Source organism: Blastococcus sp. MG754426 (genome assembly GCF_021699055.1).
Classification (GTDB): Bacteria; Actinomycetota; Actinomycetes; order Mycobacteriales; family Geodermatophilaceae; genus Blastococcus.
Genome location: NZ_SSXC01000086.1, coordinates 1 through 18339 on the forward strand (window position 1 = coordinate 1; position 18339 = coordinate 18339).

Here is an 18339-nt window from a genome sequence, read left to right on the forward strand (position 1 = left end):
GACCTCCTCGTCGCGCCCCGGCCCCGGGAGCGCCCCGAGCACCGTAGGACCCCGGCGCCGGCGCCCCGCGGGCGGGGTGCTTGCCCCGGAGGACGACGGCGGCGAGGGTGGGGCGGTGCGCAGACGGACGCTCCTCGCCGCGGCCGGCGCCGCCCTGCTGGGCGCCTGCTCGAGCCCGGCCGCGGAACGCGCGACCGCCCCGCGGACGTCCCGCCCCGGCACGACCGCGCCGTCGCCGACCACCGAGCCCGCACCGACCAGCGCACCCCCGACTGCCGGGACACCGGCGGAGGTGCTGGCCCGCTCGACGGTGCCGGTGCTCTGCTTCCACCAGCTGCGCGAGTTCCGGGCGGAGGACAGCGCGTACGCCCGCACGATGATCACGCCGCCGGCGGCCTTCCGGCTGCAGCTGCAGGCGCTGCGCGACGGTGGCCGCACCCCGATCGGCGTGCCGGAGCTGCTGGACCACCTGCAGCTCGGCGCGCCCCTGCCCGACCGGCCGGTGCTGCTCACCTTCGACGACGGCTCGGCGACCCACCACTCGGTGGCGCTCCCGCTGCTGCGGGAGCTCGGCTTCCCGGCCGCGTTCTTCCCGATGACCGTCGTCCTCGGCAAGCCGGGCTGGCTGAGCCCCGACCAGCTCCGCGAGCTGGACGCGGCCGGCATGACCATCGGGGCGCACAGCTGGGACCACCAGCGGGTCGACCGGCTCAGCGGGGATCAGTGGGCGGTCCAGCTGGACCAGCCGCGGGCCGAGCTGGCCGGCATCCTCGGCCACCCGGTGGAGACCATGGCCTACCCCCACGGCACCTGGTCCCCCGAGGCGCTGCCGCGCGTGCAGGCGGCGGGCTACCGGGCGGCGTTCCAGCTCGCCGATCCGCAGGACCCGGCGCACCCGCTGCTGACCATCCGCCGGATCATGCCGCCCCCGACCTGGGACGGCCCCACGCTCCTGGCCCGGCTGGACGCGTTCTGACCGGTCAGCCGCCGGCCGCCAGGAGGTCGAGCGCCTCCAGCACGGCCGGCCAGGCGTCGCCGCACGGGTCGATCAGGGAGAAGTGCCCGGACGGGACGAGGACCAGCCCGGACGCGCCGTGCGCGTGCGCGTAGGAGCGGCTGAGCGACGGCGGCACCACGTCGTCCGCGGCCCCGTGCACGATCCGCACCGGCGCGGCCGGCGCGGGGAGCCGGGCGGGATCCAGGTCGGGGCGCGCATCGGCGTCCTCCCCGAGGAAGGCCCGGACCGCGTCGCCGCCGAGGCCCAGCGCCTGGCCCAGCCGGAGGTCGGCCACGGGCGCCAGGGCCAGCACACCGGCGGGCGTCTCCGCACCGCAGGCGGTCGCGGCCACCTGCAGGACGAGGTGGCCACCGGCCGAGTGGCCGGCGAGCAGCGCCCGCCGGCCACGGGTGAGCTCCGCGCGCCCGGCGACATGCCACAGCGCGGCACGCACGTCGTCCACCGCCAGGTCCGGCCGGCCGGGCACCCGCCGGTACTCCGGCGCGACGGTCGACCAGCCGACCCGGGCGAGGGCCTCGGCCATCGGACCCAGGTGCGCCCGGTCGTAGGCGGGGCGCCAGAAGCCGCCGTGGACCAGCACCACGATCGGTCGCCCGTCCGGAGCGCCCGGGGCGATCCGCACGTCTGCCACCTGCTCCGCGGCCGAGCCGTACCGGAGCAGGTGGTCGGGCGGGGCCGCCGGCCGGGTGAGCACCGAGCGGTCCTCGGGGTGGGGCGGCACGCGCTGGAGGATGGACCCCGCCGGCCGGTGCCGTCCAATCGCGGGGCTCAGCCGGTGAACGCCCGGATCTCGCCGAGCCGCTCGGAGGTCACCGTCTTCAGCCGGGCGACCGCGCGCGCCAGCGGGACCAGCTCGATCTCCGTGCCGCGCAGCGCGACCATCTGGCCGGTGCGGCCCTCGTGCGCGGCGATCGTGGCGTGCAGCCCGAACCGGGTGGCGAGCACCCGGTCGAAGGACGTCGGGGTCCCGCCGCGCTGCACGTGCCCCAGGACGGTCGCCCGCACCTCCTTGCCGGTGCGCCGCTCCAGCTCCTCGCCCAGCTGCTGGGTGACGCCGGTGAACCGGCGGTGGCCGAACTCGTCGATGCCGCCGCGCCGGAACGCCATCTGACCGGGCAGCGGCTCGGCCCCCTCGGCGACGACGCCGATGACGTGGGAGTCGCCGCGGGCGAACCGCTCGCACACCAGCCGGACGACCTCGTCGACGTCGAACGGCTCCTCGGGGACCAGCGTGAGGTGGGCCCCGGCGGCCAGCCCGGCGTGCAGGGCGATCCAGCCCGCGTGCCGGCCCATCACCTCGACCAGCAGCACGCGCTGGTGGGACTCCGCGGTGGTGTGCAGCCGGTCGATGAGCTCGGTCGCGATGCTCACCGCGGTGTCGAACCCGAACGTGAGGTCGGTGCCGTCGATGTCGTTGTCGATCGTCTTGGGGATGCCGACGACCGGCACGCCGGCCTCGGACAGCAGGTGCGCCGCGGTGAGCGTGCCCTCGCCGCCGATGGGGATGAGCACGTCGATCCCGTGCTCGTCGAGCGTGCACCTCATCTCGTCGATGCCGGCGTGCAGCTTCTCCGGCGCCACCCGGGCCGAGCCCAGGGTCGTGCCACCCCGGGTGAGCAGCCCGTCGACCGCGGCGACGTCCAGCGGCGTCGAGCGGTTCTCCAGCAGCCCCCGCCAGCCGTCGCGGAAGCCCACCACCTCGCTGCCGTAGTGGGCGCCGGCGGTGCGCACCACCGATCGGATGACGGCGTTGAGGCCGGGGCAGTCCCCGCCTCCGGTCAGGACTCCGATGCGCACCGGCTGGCTCCTCGCGGTCGTGGGCCGGGTCCGCCCGACCATACGTCATGACGTCTAGACGACCGCGGAGGTCGCGGGGCGCGGCGCGGGCTCTCCGGCGCGGCGCTCCCGGGCGGTCAGCGACCGGGGCGGAACGGGTTCCGGCCGGGCCGGAACAGCGTCTCCTGGGTGAAGCTGGCGGCCAGCAGCCCGCCGGCCGTGGTGATCGACCCGGTGTACCAGCCCCGGCCGCCCGAGACGGTGCGCGGCACCATGTCCATGAGCACCCAGTCGTCCAGCGGGGCGTGCCGGTGGAACCAGACGGCGTGGTCCAGGCTCGGGCCGGGCGCGGCCTCGTCCTCCGGGAGCGCGGAGAGACCGGTGCCGATGTCGGACAGGTAGGTCAGCACGCAGGCGTGCACCAGCCGGTCCCCCGGCAGCGGCACCGTCGACCGGGCCCAGAAGCGGGTCGGCCAGTGGGCGTCCGGGAACGGCTGCGGCGGGCGCCGCCCCTCCACGGAGAACAGCCGCGGCAGCTCGAACACCGGCAGCCCGTCGGGGTCGTCGACCGCGGGCACCTCCTGCACCTGCTGGTCGGGGCCGGCGCCGGGCAGGGCGAAGGACGCCGACATGCTGAACACGACCTCGCCGCCCTGGATGGCGACGACCCGCCGGGCGGAGAAGCTGCCGCCGTCGCGGTCGCGGTCGACGCGGAACACGGTGGGGCGGGCGGCGTCGCCGCTGCGCAGGAAGTAGCCGTGCAGCGAGTGCGGCAGCCGGTCGGGGTCCACGGTGCGCCCCGCCGCGTACAGCGCCTGCGCCGCCACCTGCCCGCCGTAGAGGGGGAAGGGGTCGGTGAACAGCAGCGTGCTGCGGTAGAGGTCCCGGTCGATCTCCTCCAGCGCCAGCACGTCCAGCACGGTCGGCTCGGCCTGGCCCCCGTCGGCTCCGGTTCCCACCCGGGGAACATAGCCGCAGGTCCCCGCGGTCCCCGGCGGCGAGCCCCGCTCGGCAGCGGCCGTCACCGCGCTCGGTACGTTCGTCCCCGCCCTCCCCGCCCGGTGGGGACGACGGCACGGCCGGTACAGCGGTCGCCCTGCGCGACCGGAGCGGAGCAGCGATGAGCGAGCCACAGCGGGACGGCGACGGGCGACCGCGCCGCAAGAAGGCCCTCCGGACGGGCGAGGTCGTCCGGACCTCGTGGCTCACCCCGCACATGGTCCGGGTCGTGCTCGGCGGCGAGGGGCTCGCCGGCTTCCCCGAGAGCGAGCTCACCGACCGCTACGTCAAACTGCTCTTCCCGCCTGCGGGCGCCTCCTACGCCGTCCCCTACGACCCCGACCAGGTGCGCGCCGAGCTGCCCGCCGACCAGTGGCCGGTCACCCGCACGTACACGGTGCGCGCCTGGGACGCCGCGGCCGGGGAGCTGACCATCGACTTCGTGCACCACGGCGACGAGGGGCTCGCCGGCCCCTGGGCGGCCGCTGCGCGCCCCGGTGACCGCATCCAGCTGCTCGGGCCCGGCGGCGCCTACACCCCCCGGCCCGATGCCGACTGGCACCTGCTCGCCGGCGACGAGAGCGCGCTGCCCGCCATCGCCGCCGCCCTCGAGGGCCTGCCGGCCGGCGCGCGGGCGCTGGTCTTCGTCGAGGTGGCCGGGCCCGAGGAGGAGCAGGGCGACCTCGCCGCGGGTCCCGGTGTCGACGTGCGCTGGCTGCACCGCGGGGCGTCCCTGCCCGGCGAGCTGCTGGTCCACGCCGTCCGCGCGACCACCCTGCCCGCGGGTGACGGGCACGTGTTCGTGCACGGCGAGGCCCACGCCGTGCGGGAGCTGCGCCGCCACCTGCGCGCCGAGCGCGGGCTGGACCCGGCGTGGACGTCGATCTCCGGCTACTGGCGCCGCGGCGACACCGAGGACCGCTGGCAGTCGGGCAAGCGCGAGTGGAACGCCGCTCTCGAGGCCGAGGACGCCGCGGTCGCCCGCTGACCGTCACACGATCGTCGTGCCTGCTGCGGGCGCCGGCGGGTAGCCGGGCTCCATGCCGTCCGAGACCCAGCTGACCACCGCCACCCGTGACGAGCTCCTGCGCCTGGCCCGCGACCGCGGGGTCCCCGGCCGCAGCCGCATGTCCAAGGAGGAGCTGGTCGCCGCGCTGCGCGCGCGTGAGCAGCCGGCGCCCGTGCACGAGGCCGAACCCCCGGGCGCTGGCCGGCGGCAGATCGGCTCCCGGGTCGAGGCGTTCCGCCGGCTGGCCGAGGCCCGTGCGGCCGGCGAGATGGTCCTCATCCCCCGCATGCTCGCCGGCAACGACCGGCGCGTGCACGTGCGGGAGACCGTGCGCGAGGACCACGAGACCCGGATCGCGTCCGGCGACCTGGAGGCGCGCGCGAAGTTCGACAAGCTCGCCGGCTCGGTCTTCCACTTCTTCCGCGGCACCAACCTGCTGTTCTACCGGGACCTGGTCGGTGAGGACGCCCGGCTGCCCACGGTGCTCGCGCTCGGCGACGTCCACCCGGGCAACTTCGGCGTCATGCCCAGCTCGGACAACGTGCCGGTGTTCGGCGTCAACGACTTCGACGACGCCTACTACGCCCCCTTCACCTGGGACCTCAAGCGGGGCGCGGTGGGCTTCCTGCTCGGTGCCGCCGAGAAGGGCGGCCACGGCCCCGGGAAGCAGCGCGCCGTCGCGGAGCGGTTCGTGCGCGGCTACGTGTCGGGCATCGCCTCCTACGCCTCCGACGGGCGGGAGGAGACCGAGCAGCTCCGGATGGACAACGCGCCGCGGCTCATCCGGGACCTCATCGCCGGCACGCTGGAGACCGGCCGGGCCGACTGGCTGGGCGGGCTGCTGGAGGGCACCCGGCGCGGTTTCCGCACCGACGAGGAGCTGGTGCCGGTGAGCAGCCGCCGCGAGGAGTTCCAGGAGGTGGTCGACCGGTACGTCGCCGAGAACGAGGTGCCGGTGCCCGAGCGGGCCGGCGCGATGCGCGTGAAGGACGTGGCCGAGCGGCGTGGCGCCGGCACCGCCTCCCTCGGGCTGACCCGCTACTACGTGCTCATCGCCGGCGTGCGGGACGACGGCACCGACGACCTCCTGCTCGAGTTCAAGCGGGCCCGCCGCTCGGCCCTGTCCGGCCTGGTGCCGCCGTCGGGCTACGAGGTGGACGGCCAGGCCGACCGGATCCGGCACGCCCAGCGGGTGCACCTGGTCAGCGGGGACGTCTTCTACGGCAGCGTCGACATCGACGGGCAGAGCTTCATGGTCCGCGAGCGGGCCCCCTACCGGGGCGACGTCGGCCTGGGCTCCCTCTCGACCGGGGGGTGGAAGCGGTACGCGGAGATCTGCGGCCGCGTGCTGGCGCACACCCACGCCATGTCCGACGAGACCGGGAACGTCGACTACGACGTGGAGCCGGCGATCCTCGACGCCATCGGCAACCGGGAGCTGTTCGTCGACGACGTGCTGCGCTGGGCCGGGGAGGCGGCCGACCGGGTGCGGCAGGACCACGCGTACTTCCGGGCCGACCACGCCCTGGGTGCCTTCCGCAGCGTGGACGTCGTCTACCGCTGACCGCCCGCCTCGTCCCGCGGGACGTCGCCGGGGAAGCCCTCGAGGTCCCGGGGGCGCGGCGGGGCGTCCTTGCGGAAGCTGGCCTCCACCCGCTGGAAGCCCTTGTACCGCTCACTGCGCGCGTACCCGGTGTAGGCGCGGACGTCGGCCCGGGTGAGGTCGACGTCGTCGGTGAAGGGGGTGAGCAGCGACCGCGGGTAGAGGCGGCGGTGGCGGACGACGTTGATCTCCGCGGCGAGCACGACGACGAGCGCCTGGAGGTAGATCCAGACGACCAGGCCGAGGATGACGCCGAAGACGCCGTAGACGTCGCTGGACCGCGTCAGGTACGTCCCGAAGTAGTAGGCGCCGAGCAGGTGCAGCAGCTCCCAGAGCACCGCGGCGGTCACGGCCCCCACGGCGACGTTGCGCCAGTCCAGCCGGCGGGCGGTGAGCACCTGGTACAGCACCAGGAAGATGCCCACGTTGATCGCCAGCCCGGTCAGCGTGCCCACGGCGGTGACCACCGGGGCCGGCACCGGAAGGGTCTCCGGGACGGCGGAGACGAAGGCGGTGACCGCCGTCGAGAGGATCGCGGCCAGGCCGAGGACGAGCACGAGCAGCAGGCTGCGCAGCCGCGAGAGCACCGGGTTGGGCTGGGCGAAGCGGGGCACGGCGTAGATCCGGTTGAGAGCCGCCTGCGCCGCCTGCATCACGCCCAGCCCGCCGTAGAGGCTGCCGAGCACGCCGATCACCAGCGCGGCGCCGCTGCCGCGGAAGGTGCCGATGTTCTCGACCAGCGCCGGGCCCAGCAGCGGGAAGTCCGAGAGCGCCGACTCGAGGATCTGCTGCTGGAGCACCGGGTCGTCCTCCAGCAGGAAGCCCAGCACCGAGGTGAGCACCAGCAGCAGCGGGAAGAGCGAGACGAAGCCGTAGTAGGTGATCAGCGCGGCCAGGTGCGGGCCGCGGTCGTCGACGAACTTGTAGACCACCGCCAGCGGAAACCCCACCGCCGGATGCCTGGTCTGGAACGCGTCGGCCCGCGCGACGAACCCCATGCCGTCACCCCCTCCCCGGTCGGCGGCTACCCGGATCGGCTGCGGGCACGCACTGCGGCGGCACGGACCCGGAGCCGCGACGGGTAGGAAGGGCGCATGACCCAGCCGTTCCCCACCGTCGCCGAGCTCGCCGCCGAGGAGCGGGAGCTCCAGCTCACCTCGTTCACCAACGACGACGCCTGGGCCCTCGGGTGCGCCCTGGTCGCCGCCGCCCGGCGCGACGCCGCCCCGGTCGCCGTCGAGATCGCGCGCAACGGCCACCGGCTCTTCTCGGCCGCGCTGCCGGGCGCGACCCCGGACAACGCGTCCTGGATCGAGCGGAAGTCCCGGGTGGTGCACCGCTTCGGGCGCAGCTCGCTGCACGTGCGCCAGGACAGCATCGAGCGCGGCACCACCTTCGAGGCGGAGTTCGGGCTGGACCCGCAGCTCTACGCCGCCCACGGCGGGGCGTTCCCGCTGCTGGTCCGGGATGTCGGCCCGGTGGGCGTCGTCGCCGTCTCGGGGCTCCCCCAGCTGGCCGACCACCGGATGGTCACCGCCGTGCTGGCCGAGCACCTGGGGCGCTGACCGGGGACCGGCCAGCCCCGGTGTGGCGCAGCTAACCGACCGGATCGGTCGGATCACCTACCGAAACGGTCGGCGGGCCGTACGCTGTCGCCGTGGCACGACCGTTCCGGCAGCAGGTCGACGAGGGCATCCTCGACACCGCCGCCGCCCTCTTCGCCCGACGCGGCTACACGAAGACCTCCGTGCAGGACGTCGCCGCGGCCGTCGGCCTCTCCAAGGCCGGCCTGCTGCACCACTTCCCGAGCAAGGAGGCCCTGCACCAGGCGGTCCTGGACCAGGCCGGGGCGCTCGGCCAGCGGGTGCTGGACCTGGTGGGGCACCTGCCCGTCGGCCCGGAGCGCGACCGGCGGGCCCTCGACGTCCTGGTGGACATCGCGCTGGAGCACCCCGGGCTGGTGGCGCTGCTGCTCGCGCCGGTGACCGGGGGCGACTGCGACCCGGACCAGCTGGGGGCCGCGGCCACCCCGGCGCTGCAGGCGTTCGGCGTGGACCCGGAGGCGCCCACGGGCGAGCGGGCCGTCCGCACCATCGGCGCGCTGTCGGCCCTGGCCGTGCTGACCCTCACCGCCCACTCGCGCGGCGAGGGGACGTCGTGGCGCCCCGCGATCGTCGCCACCTGCTTCGACGCGCTCGGCCACACCCGGCCCGGCGCTGCTCTTCCCGTTCCCCACCAGGTGGAGGCCTGATCCCGCATGGCTGTCTTGTTGTCCCGACTCGGGGCCTTCGCGCACCGGCGCCGGCTCCCGGTGATCCTGGTCTGGCTGGTGCTCCTCGTCGCCGGCGGAGCGGGCGCGGCCACCCTGGCCGGTGAGACCTCCGACGCCTTCAACATCCCCGGCCAGGAGTCGACCACCGCCCTCGAGCGGATCGACGAGGAGTTCGGCAGCGCCGGCGGGGCCTCGGCGCGGGTCGTGGTCGCGGCGCCCGAGGGCGAGACGCTGACCACGCCGGAGAACGCGGCCGCGATCCAGCAGCTGGTCGCCGAGCTGGGCGGGCTGCCCGGCGTCGCCGCGGCGAGCAATCCGCTGGACCCCGCCGCGCCCGCCGTCAACGCCGAGCAGACCACCGCGTACAGCACCGTGACCTTCGCCGGCGGGCTGGGCGAGGTCACCCCGGAGGAGCGCGACGCGCTGGTGGAGGCGGTCGAGGCGGCCGGCGAGGGCGCGCTGACCGTCGAGGTCACCGGCCAGGCGATCCAGGAGCCGCCGCACGTCGGGGGGCCCGCGGAGGTCATCGGCGTCGTCGTGGCGCTCGTCGTCCTCGCGGTCACCTACGGCTCGCTCGTCACGGCGGGCATGAACCTGCTGACCGCCGTCGTGGGCGTCGGCATCGGCGTCCTCGGGGTCACCATCGCCACCGGCTTCGCCGAGCTCTCCTCGACCACGCCGATCCTCGCCGCGATGCTGGGGCTCGCCGTCGGCATCGACTACGCGCTGTTCATCGTGACCCGGTTCCGCCAGGAGCTCCGGCACGGGGCGCCCGTGGGTACCGCGATCAGCACCGCCGTCGGCACCGCCGGCTCGGCGGTGGTCACCGCCGGGCTGACCGTCGTCATCGCCCTGCTCGGGCTCTCGGTCGTCGGCATCCCCTTCCTGACCCAGATGGGCATCGCCGCGGCCGCGACGATCGTCGTCGCGGTCCTGGTGGCGATCACCCTGGTACCCGCGGCGCTGAGCTTCCTGGGGCGCCGGGCGCTCCCCCGCCGGCACCGGGCCGTCACGGACCCTGCCGCATCCCCGTGGGTGCGGCAGGACGGCGCCGGCGACCGCGGTCTCCTCGCCGGCTGGGTCGCCACGGTCACCCGCCACCGCGTCGTCTCGCTGCTGCTGACCGTGGTGGTGCTGGGCATCATCGCGATCCCGTTCTTCTCCATGCGGACGACGCTGGTGCAGGAGCCGGCCGAGGGCTCCACGGCCGCCCGCGCCGACCAGCTGCTCGCCGAGGGCTTCGGCGAGGGCTTCCTCGGCCCGCTGACCATCCTGTTCGAGGGCGACGGGGCCCCGGAGGCCGCGGCCTCGGTCAGCGCCGCCATCGCCGAGGTCGACGACGTCGCCCTGGTGACGCCGCCGACGCCGAACCCCGACGGCACCGCGGCCCTGCTCAACGTCATCCCCGGGTCGGGACCGGCCACGGCCGAGACCGAGCAGCTCGTGGAGGACCTGCGCGCGGAGCTCGCCGGCCTGGACGGGGTGGAGGCCTCGGTCACCGGCGCGACGGCGGTGAGCGTCGACGTCGCGGAGAGCCTCAACGAGGCCCTGCCGGTGTACCTGCTGCTCGTCGTCGGCCTGGCGCTGGTCCTGCTGGTCCTGGTCTTCCGGTCGCTGCTGGTGCCGCTGGTCGGCGTCCTCGGCTTCGTCCTGACCGTCGGGGCGTCGCTCGGCGCCGCCGTCGCGGTGTTCCAGTGGGGCTGGCTGGCCGACCTGGTCGCGCTGGACGTGACCGGGCCGCTGATCAGCCTGACGCCCATCCTGGTGATCGGCATCCTCTTCGGCCTGGCGATGGACTACCAGATCTTCCTGGTCTCCCGGATGCACGAGGCGCACAGCCACGGCGCCGCGCCGCTGGAGGCGATCCGCACCGGGTTCCGCCAGGCGGCCCCGGTCGTCGTCGCCGCCGCGCTGATCATGTTCTCGGTCTTCGCCGGGTTCGTGCCGGCGGGCGAGCCCACGATCAAGTCGATCGCGTTCGCCCTGGCGGCGGGCATCCTGTTCGACGCCTTCGTCGTGCGCATGGTGCTCGTGCCTGCGGCGCTGGCACTGCTGGGCCACCGTGCCTGGTGGCTGCCGCGCTGGCTCCGGTGGCTGCCCGGGCTCGACGTCGAGGGCGCCGCGCTGGAGAAGTCGGGCCCCGCGCACGACCGGGAGGCGGTCGCCGCCGCCCGGCGTTGATCCACGGCTCCCACCGGACGGCCCGCCTGCTCCCGCAGGCGGGCCGTCCGCCGTTCAGGACGACGACGGGGCATCCGCCCACACCCGGTCAAGACGTCGATGAAACTTGTGGACAGGCCGTTGACCTGCTGATCGTGCTGCGGGTGTCGGCGTCGGGCGGTAGTGTTCGTACATGTGTTCGACAGGTGTGGATGGCGCGATCGGCCGGTTGGTCGCCGCGCTGGACGACCTGGCCGCCGAGCGGCTCGACGGCGCGTTCGGCCCGCAGCTGATCGACCGGCTGGCCCCTGGCTGCGCGGCCACGCCCGCTCCTCCCCGGCCGCCGCCGCCCGGCTGGTGTCCGCCGGCCGGGCGCTGGAGGCCCTACCGGCGGTCGCCGCCGCGGCCGCCACCGGCGCGGTCGCACTCGACGCGCTCGCCGAGATCGCCCCGGCGGTCACCCCGGCCCAGCTGGCCGCCGCCGCGGCCCAGGACGTGGACCTCGCCGGGGTGGACGCCGCCCTGGCCGAGGTCGCCGCCACCCGCCCGCACGCCGAGCTGCGCCAGGTCGTGGCCCACTACCTGGACCGCCTCGATCCCGACGGGGCCGAGCCCGACCCCACCGAGGGCCGGTCGTTCACCCTGGTCAAGCACGCCGACGGCAGCGTCAGCGGCCGCTTCGAGCTCGACGCCGTCGGCGGGGAGAAGCTGCAGACCGCCGTGGAGTCCATCGCGCAGGCCGACCGGCCCGCCGGGGACATGCGCACCCGCGCCCAGCAGCAGGGCGACGCCCTCGTCCAGCTGGCCGACAACGCCCTGGCCGCCGGCACCCTGCCGACCCTGCGCACCCACAAACCGCACGTCGTGGTCCGGGTCGATCTGGAGGACCTCATCGACCCCGCCGCCGCCGGCCCCGGAGCCGCCCAGACCGGCTTCGGCACCATCCTGTCGGCCGCCCGCGCCCGCTGGCTGGCCTGCGACGGCGGCATCAGCCGCATCGTCATCGGCCCCGACGGCGAGGTCCTCGACCACGGCCGCCGCCAGCGGGTCGCCCCACCCGGGCTGCGCCGCGCCCTGGACGCCCGCGACCGCGGCTGCGTCTTCACCGGCTGCGACGCCCCCGCCCACTGGTGCGACGTCCACCACCTCGTGCACTGGATCGACGGCGGCCCCACCGACCTGGCCAACTGCGCGCTGAGCTTCCCCCGATTTGTTGGAGGCCCCGATGCTTGGTCTGGAGGCCAAGCGGAGAGGGGGCCACCAATGCCTCGATCGCCCCTCAAGTACCCGTTGGAGGTCCGTCAGCGGGCCGTAGAGATGGTGCAGACCTCTGGTCGGCCGATCGCCTCGGTCGCGCAGGAACTCGGGCTGAATCCCGAGACGCTGCGCAAGTGGGTCAAGGCGAAGGAAGCCGCAGGCAAGGTGCCAGCCGATGAGGTGGCCACGCCGGCGGAGAAGGACGCCGAGATCCGGCGGCTGCGGGCGGAGGTCGCAGAGCTGCGGCGGACCAATGAGATCTTGCGCGCGGCCAGCGCCTATTTCGCGCAGGAGCTCGGCCCAGCTCGGCGGAGCGAGACGTCGCGGTGAGGTTCATCCAGGCCTACCGGGACCGCTTCGGGGTCGAGTCGCTGTGCCAGGTGATGGGCATGGCGCCGAGCACGTACTACTACCACCGGGCGCGGCTGACCCGGCCGAGCCGTCGGCGCGAGGATGATCGCGCGCTGCTGGGGCACGTCCAGCGGATCTGGACCTCCTCGCGGTTCACCTACGGCTCTCCGCGGGTGCATGCCCAGTTGGCTCGCGAGGGCATCCGGGTGGGCCGCAAACGGGTGGAACGGCTGATGCGCGAGGCCGGCATGAAGGGCGCCTATCGGTCTCGCTACTTCCGCACCACCGAGTCCGATCCCAGCGCCCGTGTGGCTCCCGACCTGGTCGACCGTGTCTTCCGCGTCGATGCACCAGATCAGCTGTGGGTCGCCGACATCACCTACCTGCGCATCGACGGCGGATTCATCTATCTGGCCTGCGTCCTGGACGCCTTCAGCCGGGCGATCGTGGGCTGGTCGACCAGCGACGTCAGCAAGCTGGAGTTGGTCGAAGCAGCTCTGCAGATGGCTCTGGATCGGCGCCGACCACCCGCGGGCGGCGGCTTGGTGCACCACAGCGACCGCGGCAGTCAGTACACCGCCTACGCCTTCGGCCAGCGGCTTCTCGACGCCGGTATCGCCGCGAGCATGGGCAGCAAGGGAGACGCCTACGACAACGCCTTGATGGAGACCTTCTTCGGCACGCTGAAGATCGAGTTGGTCGACCGCCGGCGCTGGCGGACTCGCCAGGAGATCGACACAGCCCTGCTGTCCTACATCGAAGGTTGGTACAACCCGCTGCGCCTGCAGCGGGCCCTCGGCTGGCGCAGCCCGTTGGAGTTCGAAGACCACCACCATGACGGCCACGACCTCTCGGTGCCCGCCACCGACAAGCATGCGCCGGTCCTCGCCGGGATCAAGGAAGAACGCCTTGACCCCGGCTCCGGGCCGGCGCCCAATCTTCTTGTCGGACCCGAACTGAACGCATCCAACCCAGCTTTGACACCCGGAACCACCTAACCCGGTCTCCAAGAAACCGGGGGACCCGCACGCTGCTGTGCGAACGGCACCACACGAAGGTGCACCACGGGTTCCGCGTCGAACGCCGACCCGACGGCCGATGGCGCACCTGGCGGCCCGACGGCACCGATCCTCGTCCTGCCCCGCACCACCGCCGACCCGGCCAACTCCCGGGCCGGCTGAACCGCCGCCGCCCCCCGCGGGCATGGATCGGTGACCCTCGGTGTTGGCTCAGGGGACGACGCGGCTCGGCAGAGGCGCGCACCTGCCCCCGAGCCCCTCGAGGATCACGCTTGCCCGAGCACCACCCGCAGCCCACGACCGCCCGCCGGCGGAACCGTTCCGCCACCCGCACGGCAGCCACCCCCGGCACCGACCGGACCGCCCGCGCGACCGACGGCACCGCCCGGGAGACCGACCGCGCCACCGCGCCCGGCACCGACCACGCGGCCACCCGCGACGGGGAGCGCGCCGACCACCGCACCGCCGCCGGCAGCACCCACCGCGACGCCGCCCGCGAGGAGAAGCGCGCCGCGGCCCGCGAGGCCGACCGGCTCGCCGCCCGCGAGGAGAAGCGCGCCCAGCAGAGCTGGGTGGAGGGCGCGGCGCCGGAGCTGCCCACCCGCGCCACGCGCCCCGAGGAGGTCGTCTTCCACCTCGGCCCGACCAACTCCGGCAAGACCTACGAGTCCCTCCAGGCGCTCGCCGCGACCGGCTCCGGCGTCTACGCCGCCCCGCTCCGGCAGCTCGCGCACGAGGCCTACGCCAAGCTCTCGGCCCAGCTGCCGGAGGGCACGGTGGGCCTGTCGACGGGCGAGGAGGAGATCGACCCCTTCGCGCCGATCGTCTGCTGCACCGTCGAGAAGGCCCCCGACCGCGGCGAGATGCTGGTGCTCGACGAGGCCCACTGGGTCACCGACCCCGACCGCGGGCACCACTGGGCGCGGCTGCTGCTCACCGGCGAGTACCGCCAGATGCACCTCATCTCCGCCGCCGAGGCGTACCTGGTGCTCAAGCCGCTGGTCTCCGACGCCGAGCACGTCGAGGTCGTCAACCACAAGCGGCTGTCGCGGCTCGACGTGCTCCGCGCCCCGGTGCGACCGGCCGGCGTCCGGCCGCAGACGCTCGTGGTCGCCTTCTCCCGCAAGGCCGTGTACGCGGTGGCCGCCGAGCTCGACCAGCACCGCCCGGGCAAGGTCGGCGTCCTCTACGGGGCGCTGCCCCCGGCCACGCGCCGCGAGGTCATCGAGCGGTTCACCAGCGGCGAGCTCGACGTCCTGGTCACCACCGACGTGATCGGCCACGGCATCAACGTGCCCGCGACCACCGTGCTCTTCGCCGAGACGACCAAGTTCGACGGCCAGGAGATGCGGCCCCTGCGCACCTGGGAGGCCGCCCAGATCGCCGGGCGGGCCGGGCGCTACGGCCTGACCGGCCACGGTGCCGCCGGCATCCTCATCGGCGTCAGCGGGCTCAAGCCCGTCGCGGCGCTCGTCGGTGCGGGGGCCGCCGTCGCCCGGGGCGACGAGATGAGCGACCTCCCCAAGCGCGCCCCCCGGCTGCGGCCCGAGCTCGAGGACCTGGGCGCCTTCGAGGCGGTCGACCTCCCCGAGGCGCTGATGCGCTGGATGGCCTGGGCCCGCGCGGCCACCCGCGACCAGGCCATGACCGCCGACGACGTCACCAGCCTGGTCCTCCGCGTGCACGCGCTGCTCCCGCTGCTGCGCGGGCCGCTGGGCGCGGTCGGCGACCTGAACACCGTGTGGCGGCTGGTCAACCTCGCCATCGACTACAACCCGCCACGGCGCACCCGCTGGCTGGTGCTCGCCCGCGCCGCCCTGCGGCACGCGGCCGGCCTGCCGGTCCCTCCGGAGACCGTGCTGCCGGACGTCCCCCGCGGGGGCACCGTCGAGGAGTACGAGCAGGCCGCGGCGGCCGCCCGCGACGCCCAGACGCTGCTGCGCCAGTTCCCCGGCGTCGCCGGCCTGGACAGCGAGGACGCCGCCTGGGTGGAGGAGGAGTGCGCCGAGATGATCACCGAACTCCTCCCCGACGCCATCGCCCTGGGCCGCTCCGGGAAGTGCGTGGAGTGCGGGAGCGCGATCGCACCCTGGTTCACCACCTGCCGCCCCTGCAGCGCACCGGCCGGCCGCCGCGAGAGCCAGCGCGAGCGCCGTCCCGTCGCCGGGGGCCGGCGGGCCGCGGGCCGGGCAGCCGGCCGCGCACTCGGCGGGCGGCAGGGTGGCCCCCGCGGCCGGTCCCGCCGCGGCTGACGGATCCCGACCCGCCGGCCACCGGCGGGTCGGGTAGCCACACATCTGCCCAATCGGACGGCGCCGTTTCGTACGGGTTCTGCCAGTGCCGATCCAGCGCTGGCTCCGTAACGTCACAGGAAGCAAGCAGGCCGTACCGGTCCGTCACCGCGCCTGCCACGACCGCCCACCGAGGAGCTTCCCGTGCCTTCCTTCTCCCGCCCCGTGCTCACCCTGGTCCCCGGCTCCGCCGACACCCGGGACCACTCCCCCGCCGACGCCTTCGCCGCGTTCACCCCGCTCGACGCCGCCTGGGCCGCCCCGGCCGAGTCCGACGACAGCTGGCGGATCGACGCGCTCTGCGCCGAGACCGACCCCGAGGCGTTCTTCCCGGAGAAGGGCGGGTCCACCCGGGACGCGAAGCGGGTCTGCACCGGCTGCCCGGTGCGCGCCGAGTGCCTGGAGTTCGCCCTGGCCAACGACGAGCGCTTCGGCATCTGGGGCGGCCTCTCGGAGCGCGAGCGCCGCCGGGTCCGGCTGCAGCGCCGCGGGACCATCAGCGCCTGATCGGGGCCCCGGCCGGATGCCCCGCCGGCTCGTACCCTCGAAGGGGTGACCTCCGCCCCGGCCCGGACCGTTTCCCTGCACGACCGCTTCGCGCGGGACCTCCCGGAGCTGGCGGTCCCCTGGCAGGCCGACGCGGCACCGGACCCCCGGCTGCTGCTCCTCAACGAGCCGCTGGCCGCGGAGCTCGGCCTCGACGCCGCCGCGCTGCGCGGCCCGGACGGCGTCCGGCTGCTGGTCGGCGCCGCGGTCCCCGACGGCGCCACCCCGGTGGCGCAGGCCTACGCCGGGCACCAGTTCGGCGGGTTCAGCCCGCGGCTGGGTGACGGTCGGGCGCTGCTGCTCGGTGAGCTCACCGGTGCCGACGGCGCGCTGCGCGACCTGCACCTCAAGGGCTCGGGCCGCACCCCGTTCGCCCGCGGGGGCGACGGCCTGGCCGCGGTCGGCCCGATGCTCCGCGAGTACGTGGTCAGCGAGGCGATGCACGCCCTCGGCATCCCGACCACCCGCGCCCTGGCCGTGGTCGCGACCGGCCGTGCGGTGCACCGGGAGACCTTGCTGCCCGGCGCGGTCCTCGCCCGCGTCGCCGCGAGCCACCTGCGGGTGGGCACGTTCCAGTACGCCACCGTGCTGGGCGACGTCGACCTGCTGCGCCGCCTGGCCGACCACGCCATCGCCCGCCACCACCCGGAGGCGGCCGCCGCGGAGAACCCCTACCTCGCCCTGTACGACGCCGTGGTCGCCGCCCAGGCCGAGCTGGTCGCGCGGTGGATGCTGGTCGGCTTCGTGCACGGCGTCATGAACACCGACAACACGACCATCTCCGGCGAGACGATCGACTACGGCCCGTGCGCCTTCCTCGACGCCTACGACCCCGCCACCGTCTACAGCTCCATCGACCACAGCGGGCGGTACGCCTACGGCAACCAGCCGGTCGTCGCGGAGTGGAACCTGGCCCGGCTGGCCGAGGCACTCCTGCCCCTGCTGTCGGAAGACCAGGAGCAGGCGGTCACCCTGGCCGTGGAGTCGTTGCGCGGCTTCGCCCCGCGGTACCAGGCCGCGTGGACTGCGGGCGTGCGCGCGAAGCTCGGCCTGCCCGCCGACGTCGACGAGGCGCTGGTCCGGGAGCTCGGCGAGGGGCTCCTCGCCCTGCTGACCCGCGACCACGTCGACCTCACCTCCGCGTTCCGCGCGCTCGGGGCGGCCGCCCGGGGCGACGTGGAACGGGTGCGGCTGCTCTTCCTCGACCTCGCCGGCATCGACGACTGGCTGGGCCGCTGGCGGGCGCTCGGCCCCGACGCCGACGGCATGGACCGGGTCAACCCCGCCTACATCCCGCGCAACCACCTGGTCGAGGAGGCCCTCGAGGCCGCGACCGAGGGGGACCTCGCGCCGATCGGCCGGCTGCTGGAGGCGGTCACCGCCCCCTTCGAGGAGCGGCCCGGCCTGGAGCGGTTCGCGGCACCCGCCCCGCAGGACTTCGGCGCGTACCGCACCTTCTGCGGCACCTGACCCCTCCTGCGGCACCCGAGCCGAAGGAGACCGGTTCCGCCCCTGCTGGGCCGGGTAGACGCCGTGCGTGCCGCGCGAGATGGACCCCCAGGACCCCGACACCCTCTACGCCGAGGGACCGGTGGCCCCCGAGCCGCCGGACGACGACGTCCCGGAGTCCTCGCCGCTGCCCGACTCCGGCGGGACCGGTCCCGGCCCGGACGACCTCGACCGGCTGCTCTGAGGGGCGGGACACCGCCGGCGCGCTGCAGGCAGCGGGCGGCCCGGACGTCGGGGTCAGAGCCGGGCGGCGGGTGACGCCTCGTCGCCCTCGCGCGGGCTGACCGCGACCTCGTCCTCGCCGGCCTCGTCCCCGTCGGCGTCCTCGTCGGCGTCCTCGTCGCCCTCGTCCGCGGGCGGTGCGGTCACCTCACCCGTGCCCTCCGCGGGCGGGGTGGTCGGCTCGCTGGTGGCCCCGCCGTCGTCACCGGGCGGGGTGGTCGGCGTCCCGGTGCCCTCCTCCGGCGGGGTGGTCGGCTCGCTGGTGGCCCCGCCGTCGTCACCGGGCGGGGTGGTCGGCGTCCCGGTG

17 protein-coding genes are annotated in these 18339 nt (G+C 75.2%); 12 read left to right on the forward strand and 5 right to left on the reverse strand.

Features of this window, described 5'->3' with window-relative positions:
• Positions 1–115 precede the first annotated feature (115 nt).
• Complete coding sequence (locus E9549_RS19765; RefSeq protein WP_236828299.1) at positions 116–976, forward strand: polysaccharide deacetylase family protein; 861 nt, start codon at positions 116–118, stop codon at positions 974–976.
• A gap of 4 nt (positions 977–980) precedes the next feature.
• On the opposite strand, the gene E9549_RS19770 is transcribed toward E9549_RS19765, so the two are convergent.
• The 3 genes from E9549_RS19770 to E9549_RS19780 form a co-directional block, all read right to left on the reverse strand.
• Positions 981–1739 carry an alpha/beta hydrolase gene (locus tag E9549_RS19770; RefSeq protein WP_236828300.1) on the reverse strand — a complete coding sequence of 253 codons (759 nt, stop codon included), beginning with the start codon at positions 1737–1739 and terminating at the stop codon, positions 981–983.
• Between the two features lie 47 nt (positions 1740–1786).
• Positions 1787–2815 carry an ATP-dependent 6-phosphofructokinase gene (locus tag E9549_RS19775; RefSeq protein ID WP_236828301.1) on the reverse strand — a complete coding sequence of 343 codons (1029 nt, stop codon included), beginning with the start codon at positions 2813–2815 and terminating at the stop codon, positions 1787–1789.
• Positions 2816–2931: 116 nt separating this feature from the next.
• On the reverse strand, positions 2932–3753 hold the full coding sequence (locus E9549_RS19780; RefSeq protein WP_236828302.1) for an acyl-CoA thioesterase II: 822 nt from the start codon (positions 3751–3753) through the stop codon (positions 2932–2934).
• Positions 3754–3914: 161 nt separating this feature from the next.
• Between E9549_RS19780 and E9549_RS19785 the strand changes: the two genes are divergently transcribed.
• Complete coding sequence (locus E9549_RS19785; RefSeq protein WP_236828303.1) at positions 3915–4781, forward strand: siderophore-interacting protein; 867 nt, start codon at positions 3915–3917, stop codon at positions 4779–4781.
• A gap of 52 nt (positions 4782–4833) precedes the next feature.
• Positions 4834–6366 carry a DUF2252 family protein gene (locus E9549_RS19790; protein ID WP_236828304.1) on the forward strand — a complete coding sequence of 511 codons (1533 nt, stop codon included), beginning with the start codon at positions 4834–4836 and terminating at the stop codon, positions 6364–6366.
• Here E9549_RS19790 and E9549_RS19795 read toward each other — a convergent pair.
• Positions 6357–7403, reverse strand: coding sequence for a YihY/virulence factor BrkB family protein (locus E9549_RS19795; RefSeq protein WP_236828305.1), 1047 nt, complete (start codon positions 7401–7403; stop codon positions 6357–6359). The two genes, E9549_RS19790 and E9549_RS19795, sit on opposite strands and share 10 nt — an antisense overlap.
• A gap of 96 nt (positions 7404–7499) precedes the next feature.
• Between E9549_RS19795 and E9549_RS19800 the strand changes: the two genes are divergently transcribed.
• The 9 genes from E9549_RS19800 (at position 7500) to E9549_RS19840 (ending at position 17994) form a co-directional block, all read left to right on the forward strand.
• Positions 7500–7970 carry a heme-degrading domain-containing protein gene (locus E9549_RS19800; RefSeq protein WP_236828306.1) on the forward strand — a complete coding sequence of 157 codons (471 nt, stop codon included), beginning with the start codon at positions 7500–7502 and terminating at the stop codon, positions 7968–7970.
• Positions 7971–8062: 92 nt separating this feature from the next.
• Complete coding sequence (locus tag E9549_RS19805) at positions 8063–8656, forward strand: TetR/AcrR family transcriptional regulator (RefSeq protein WP_236828307.1); 594 nt, start codon at positions 8063–8065, stop codon at positions 8654–8656.
• A gap of 6 nt (positions 8657–8662) precedes the next feature.
• Complete coding sequence (locus tag E9549_RS19810; RefSeq protein ID WP_236828308.1) at positions 8663–10858, forward strand: MMPL family transporter; 2196 nt, start codon at positions 8663–8665, stop codon at positions 10856–10858.
• Between the two features lie 336 nt (positions 10859–11194).
• Positions 11195–12424 carry a DUF222 domain-containing protein gene (locus tag E9549_RS19815; protein WP_236828309.1) on the forward strand — a complete coding sequence of 410 codons (1230 nt, stop codon included), beginning with the start codon at positions 11195–11197 and terminating at the stop codon, positions 12422–12424.
• Positions 12421–13443, forward strand: coding sequence for an IS3 family transposase (locus E9549_RS19820; protein WP_236828310.1), 1023 nt, complete (start codon positions 12421–12423; stop codon positions 13441–13443). Before E9549_RS19815 ends, E9549_RS19820 begins: the two co-directional genes overlap by 4 nt.
• Before the next feature lie 293 nt (positions 13444–13736).
• The gene (locus E9549_RS19825; protein WP_304505811.1) at positions 13737–15716 is read left to right on the forward strand and encodes a helicase-related protein; all 1980 of its coding nucleotides are present in this window, start codon (positions 13737–13739) and stop codon (positions 15714–15716) included.
• A gap of 204 nt (positions 15717–15920) precedes the next feature.
• A complete protein-coding gene (locus tag E9549_RS24565) occupies positions 15921–16262 on the forward strand; it encodes a WhiB family transcriptional regulator (RefSeq protein WP_374201461.1) in 342 nt (113 codons plus the stop codon).
• Between the two features lie 45 nt (positions 16263–16307).
• Positions 16308–17771 (forward strand): YdiU family protein, encoded by a 1464-nt coding sequence (locus tag E9549_RS19835; RefSeq protein ID WP_236828311.1) that lies wholly within the window; start codon positions 16308–16310, stop codon positions 17769–17771.
• Between the two features lie 67 nt (positions 17772–17838).
• Complete coding sequence (locus E9549_RS19840; RefSeq protein ID WP_236828312.1) at positions 17839–17994, forward strand: hypothetical protein; 156 nt, start codon at positions 17839–17841, stop codon at positions 17992–17994.
• A gap of 53 nt (positions 17995–18047) precedes the next feature.
• Here E9549_RS19840 and E9549_RS23595 read toward each other — a convergent pair whose 3' ends face one another.
• Entirely contained in the window at positions 18048–18179 is a 132-nt protein-coding gene (locus E9549_RS23595) for a hypothetical protein (RefSeq protein ID WP_255723908.1), read from the reverse strand.
• Positions 18180–18339 lie beyond the last annotated feature (160 nt).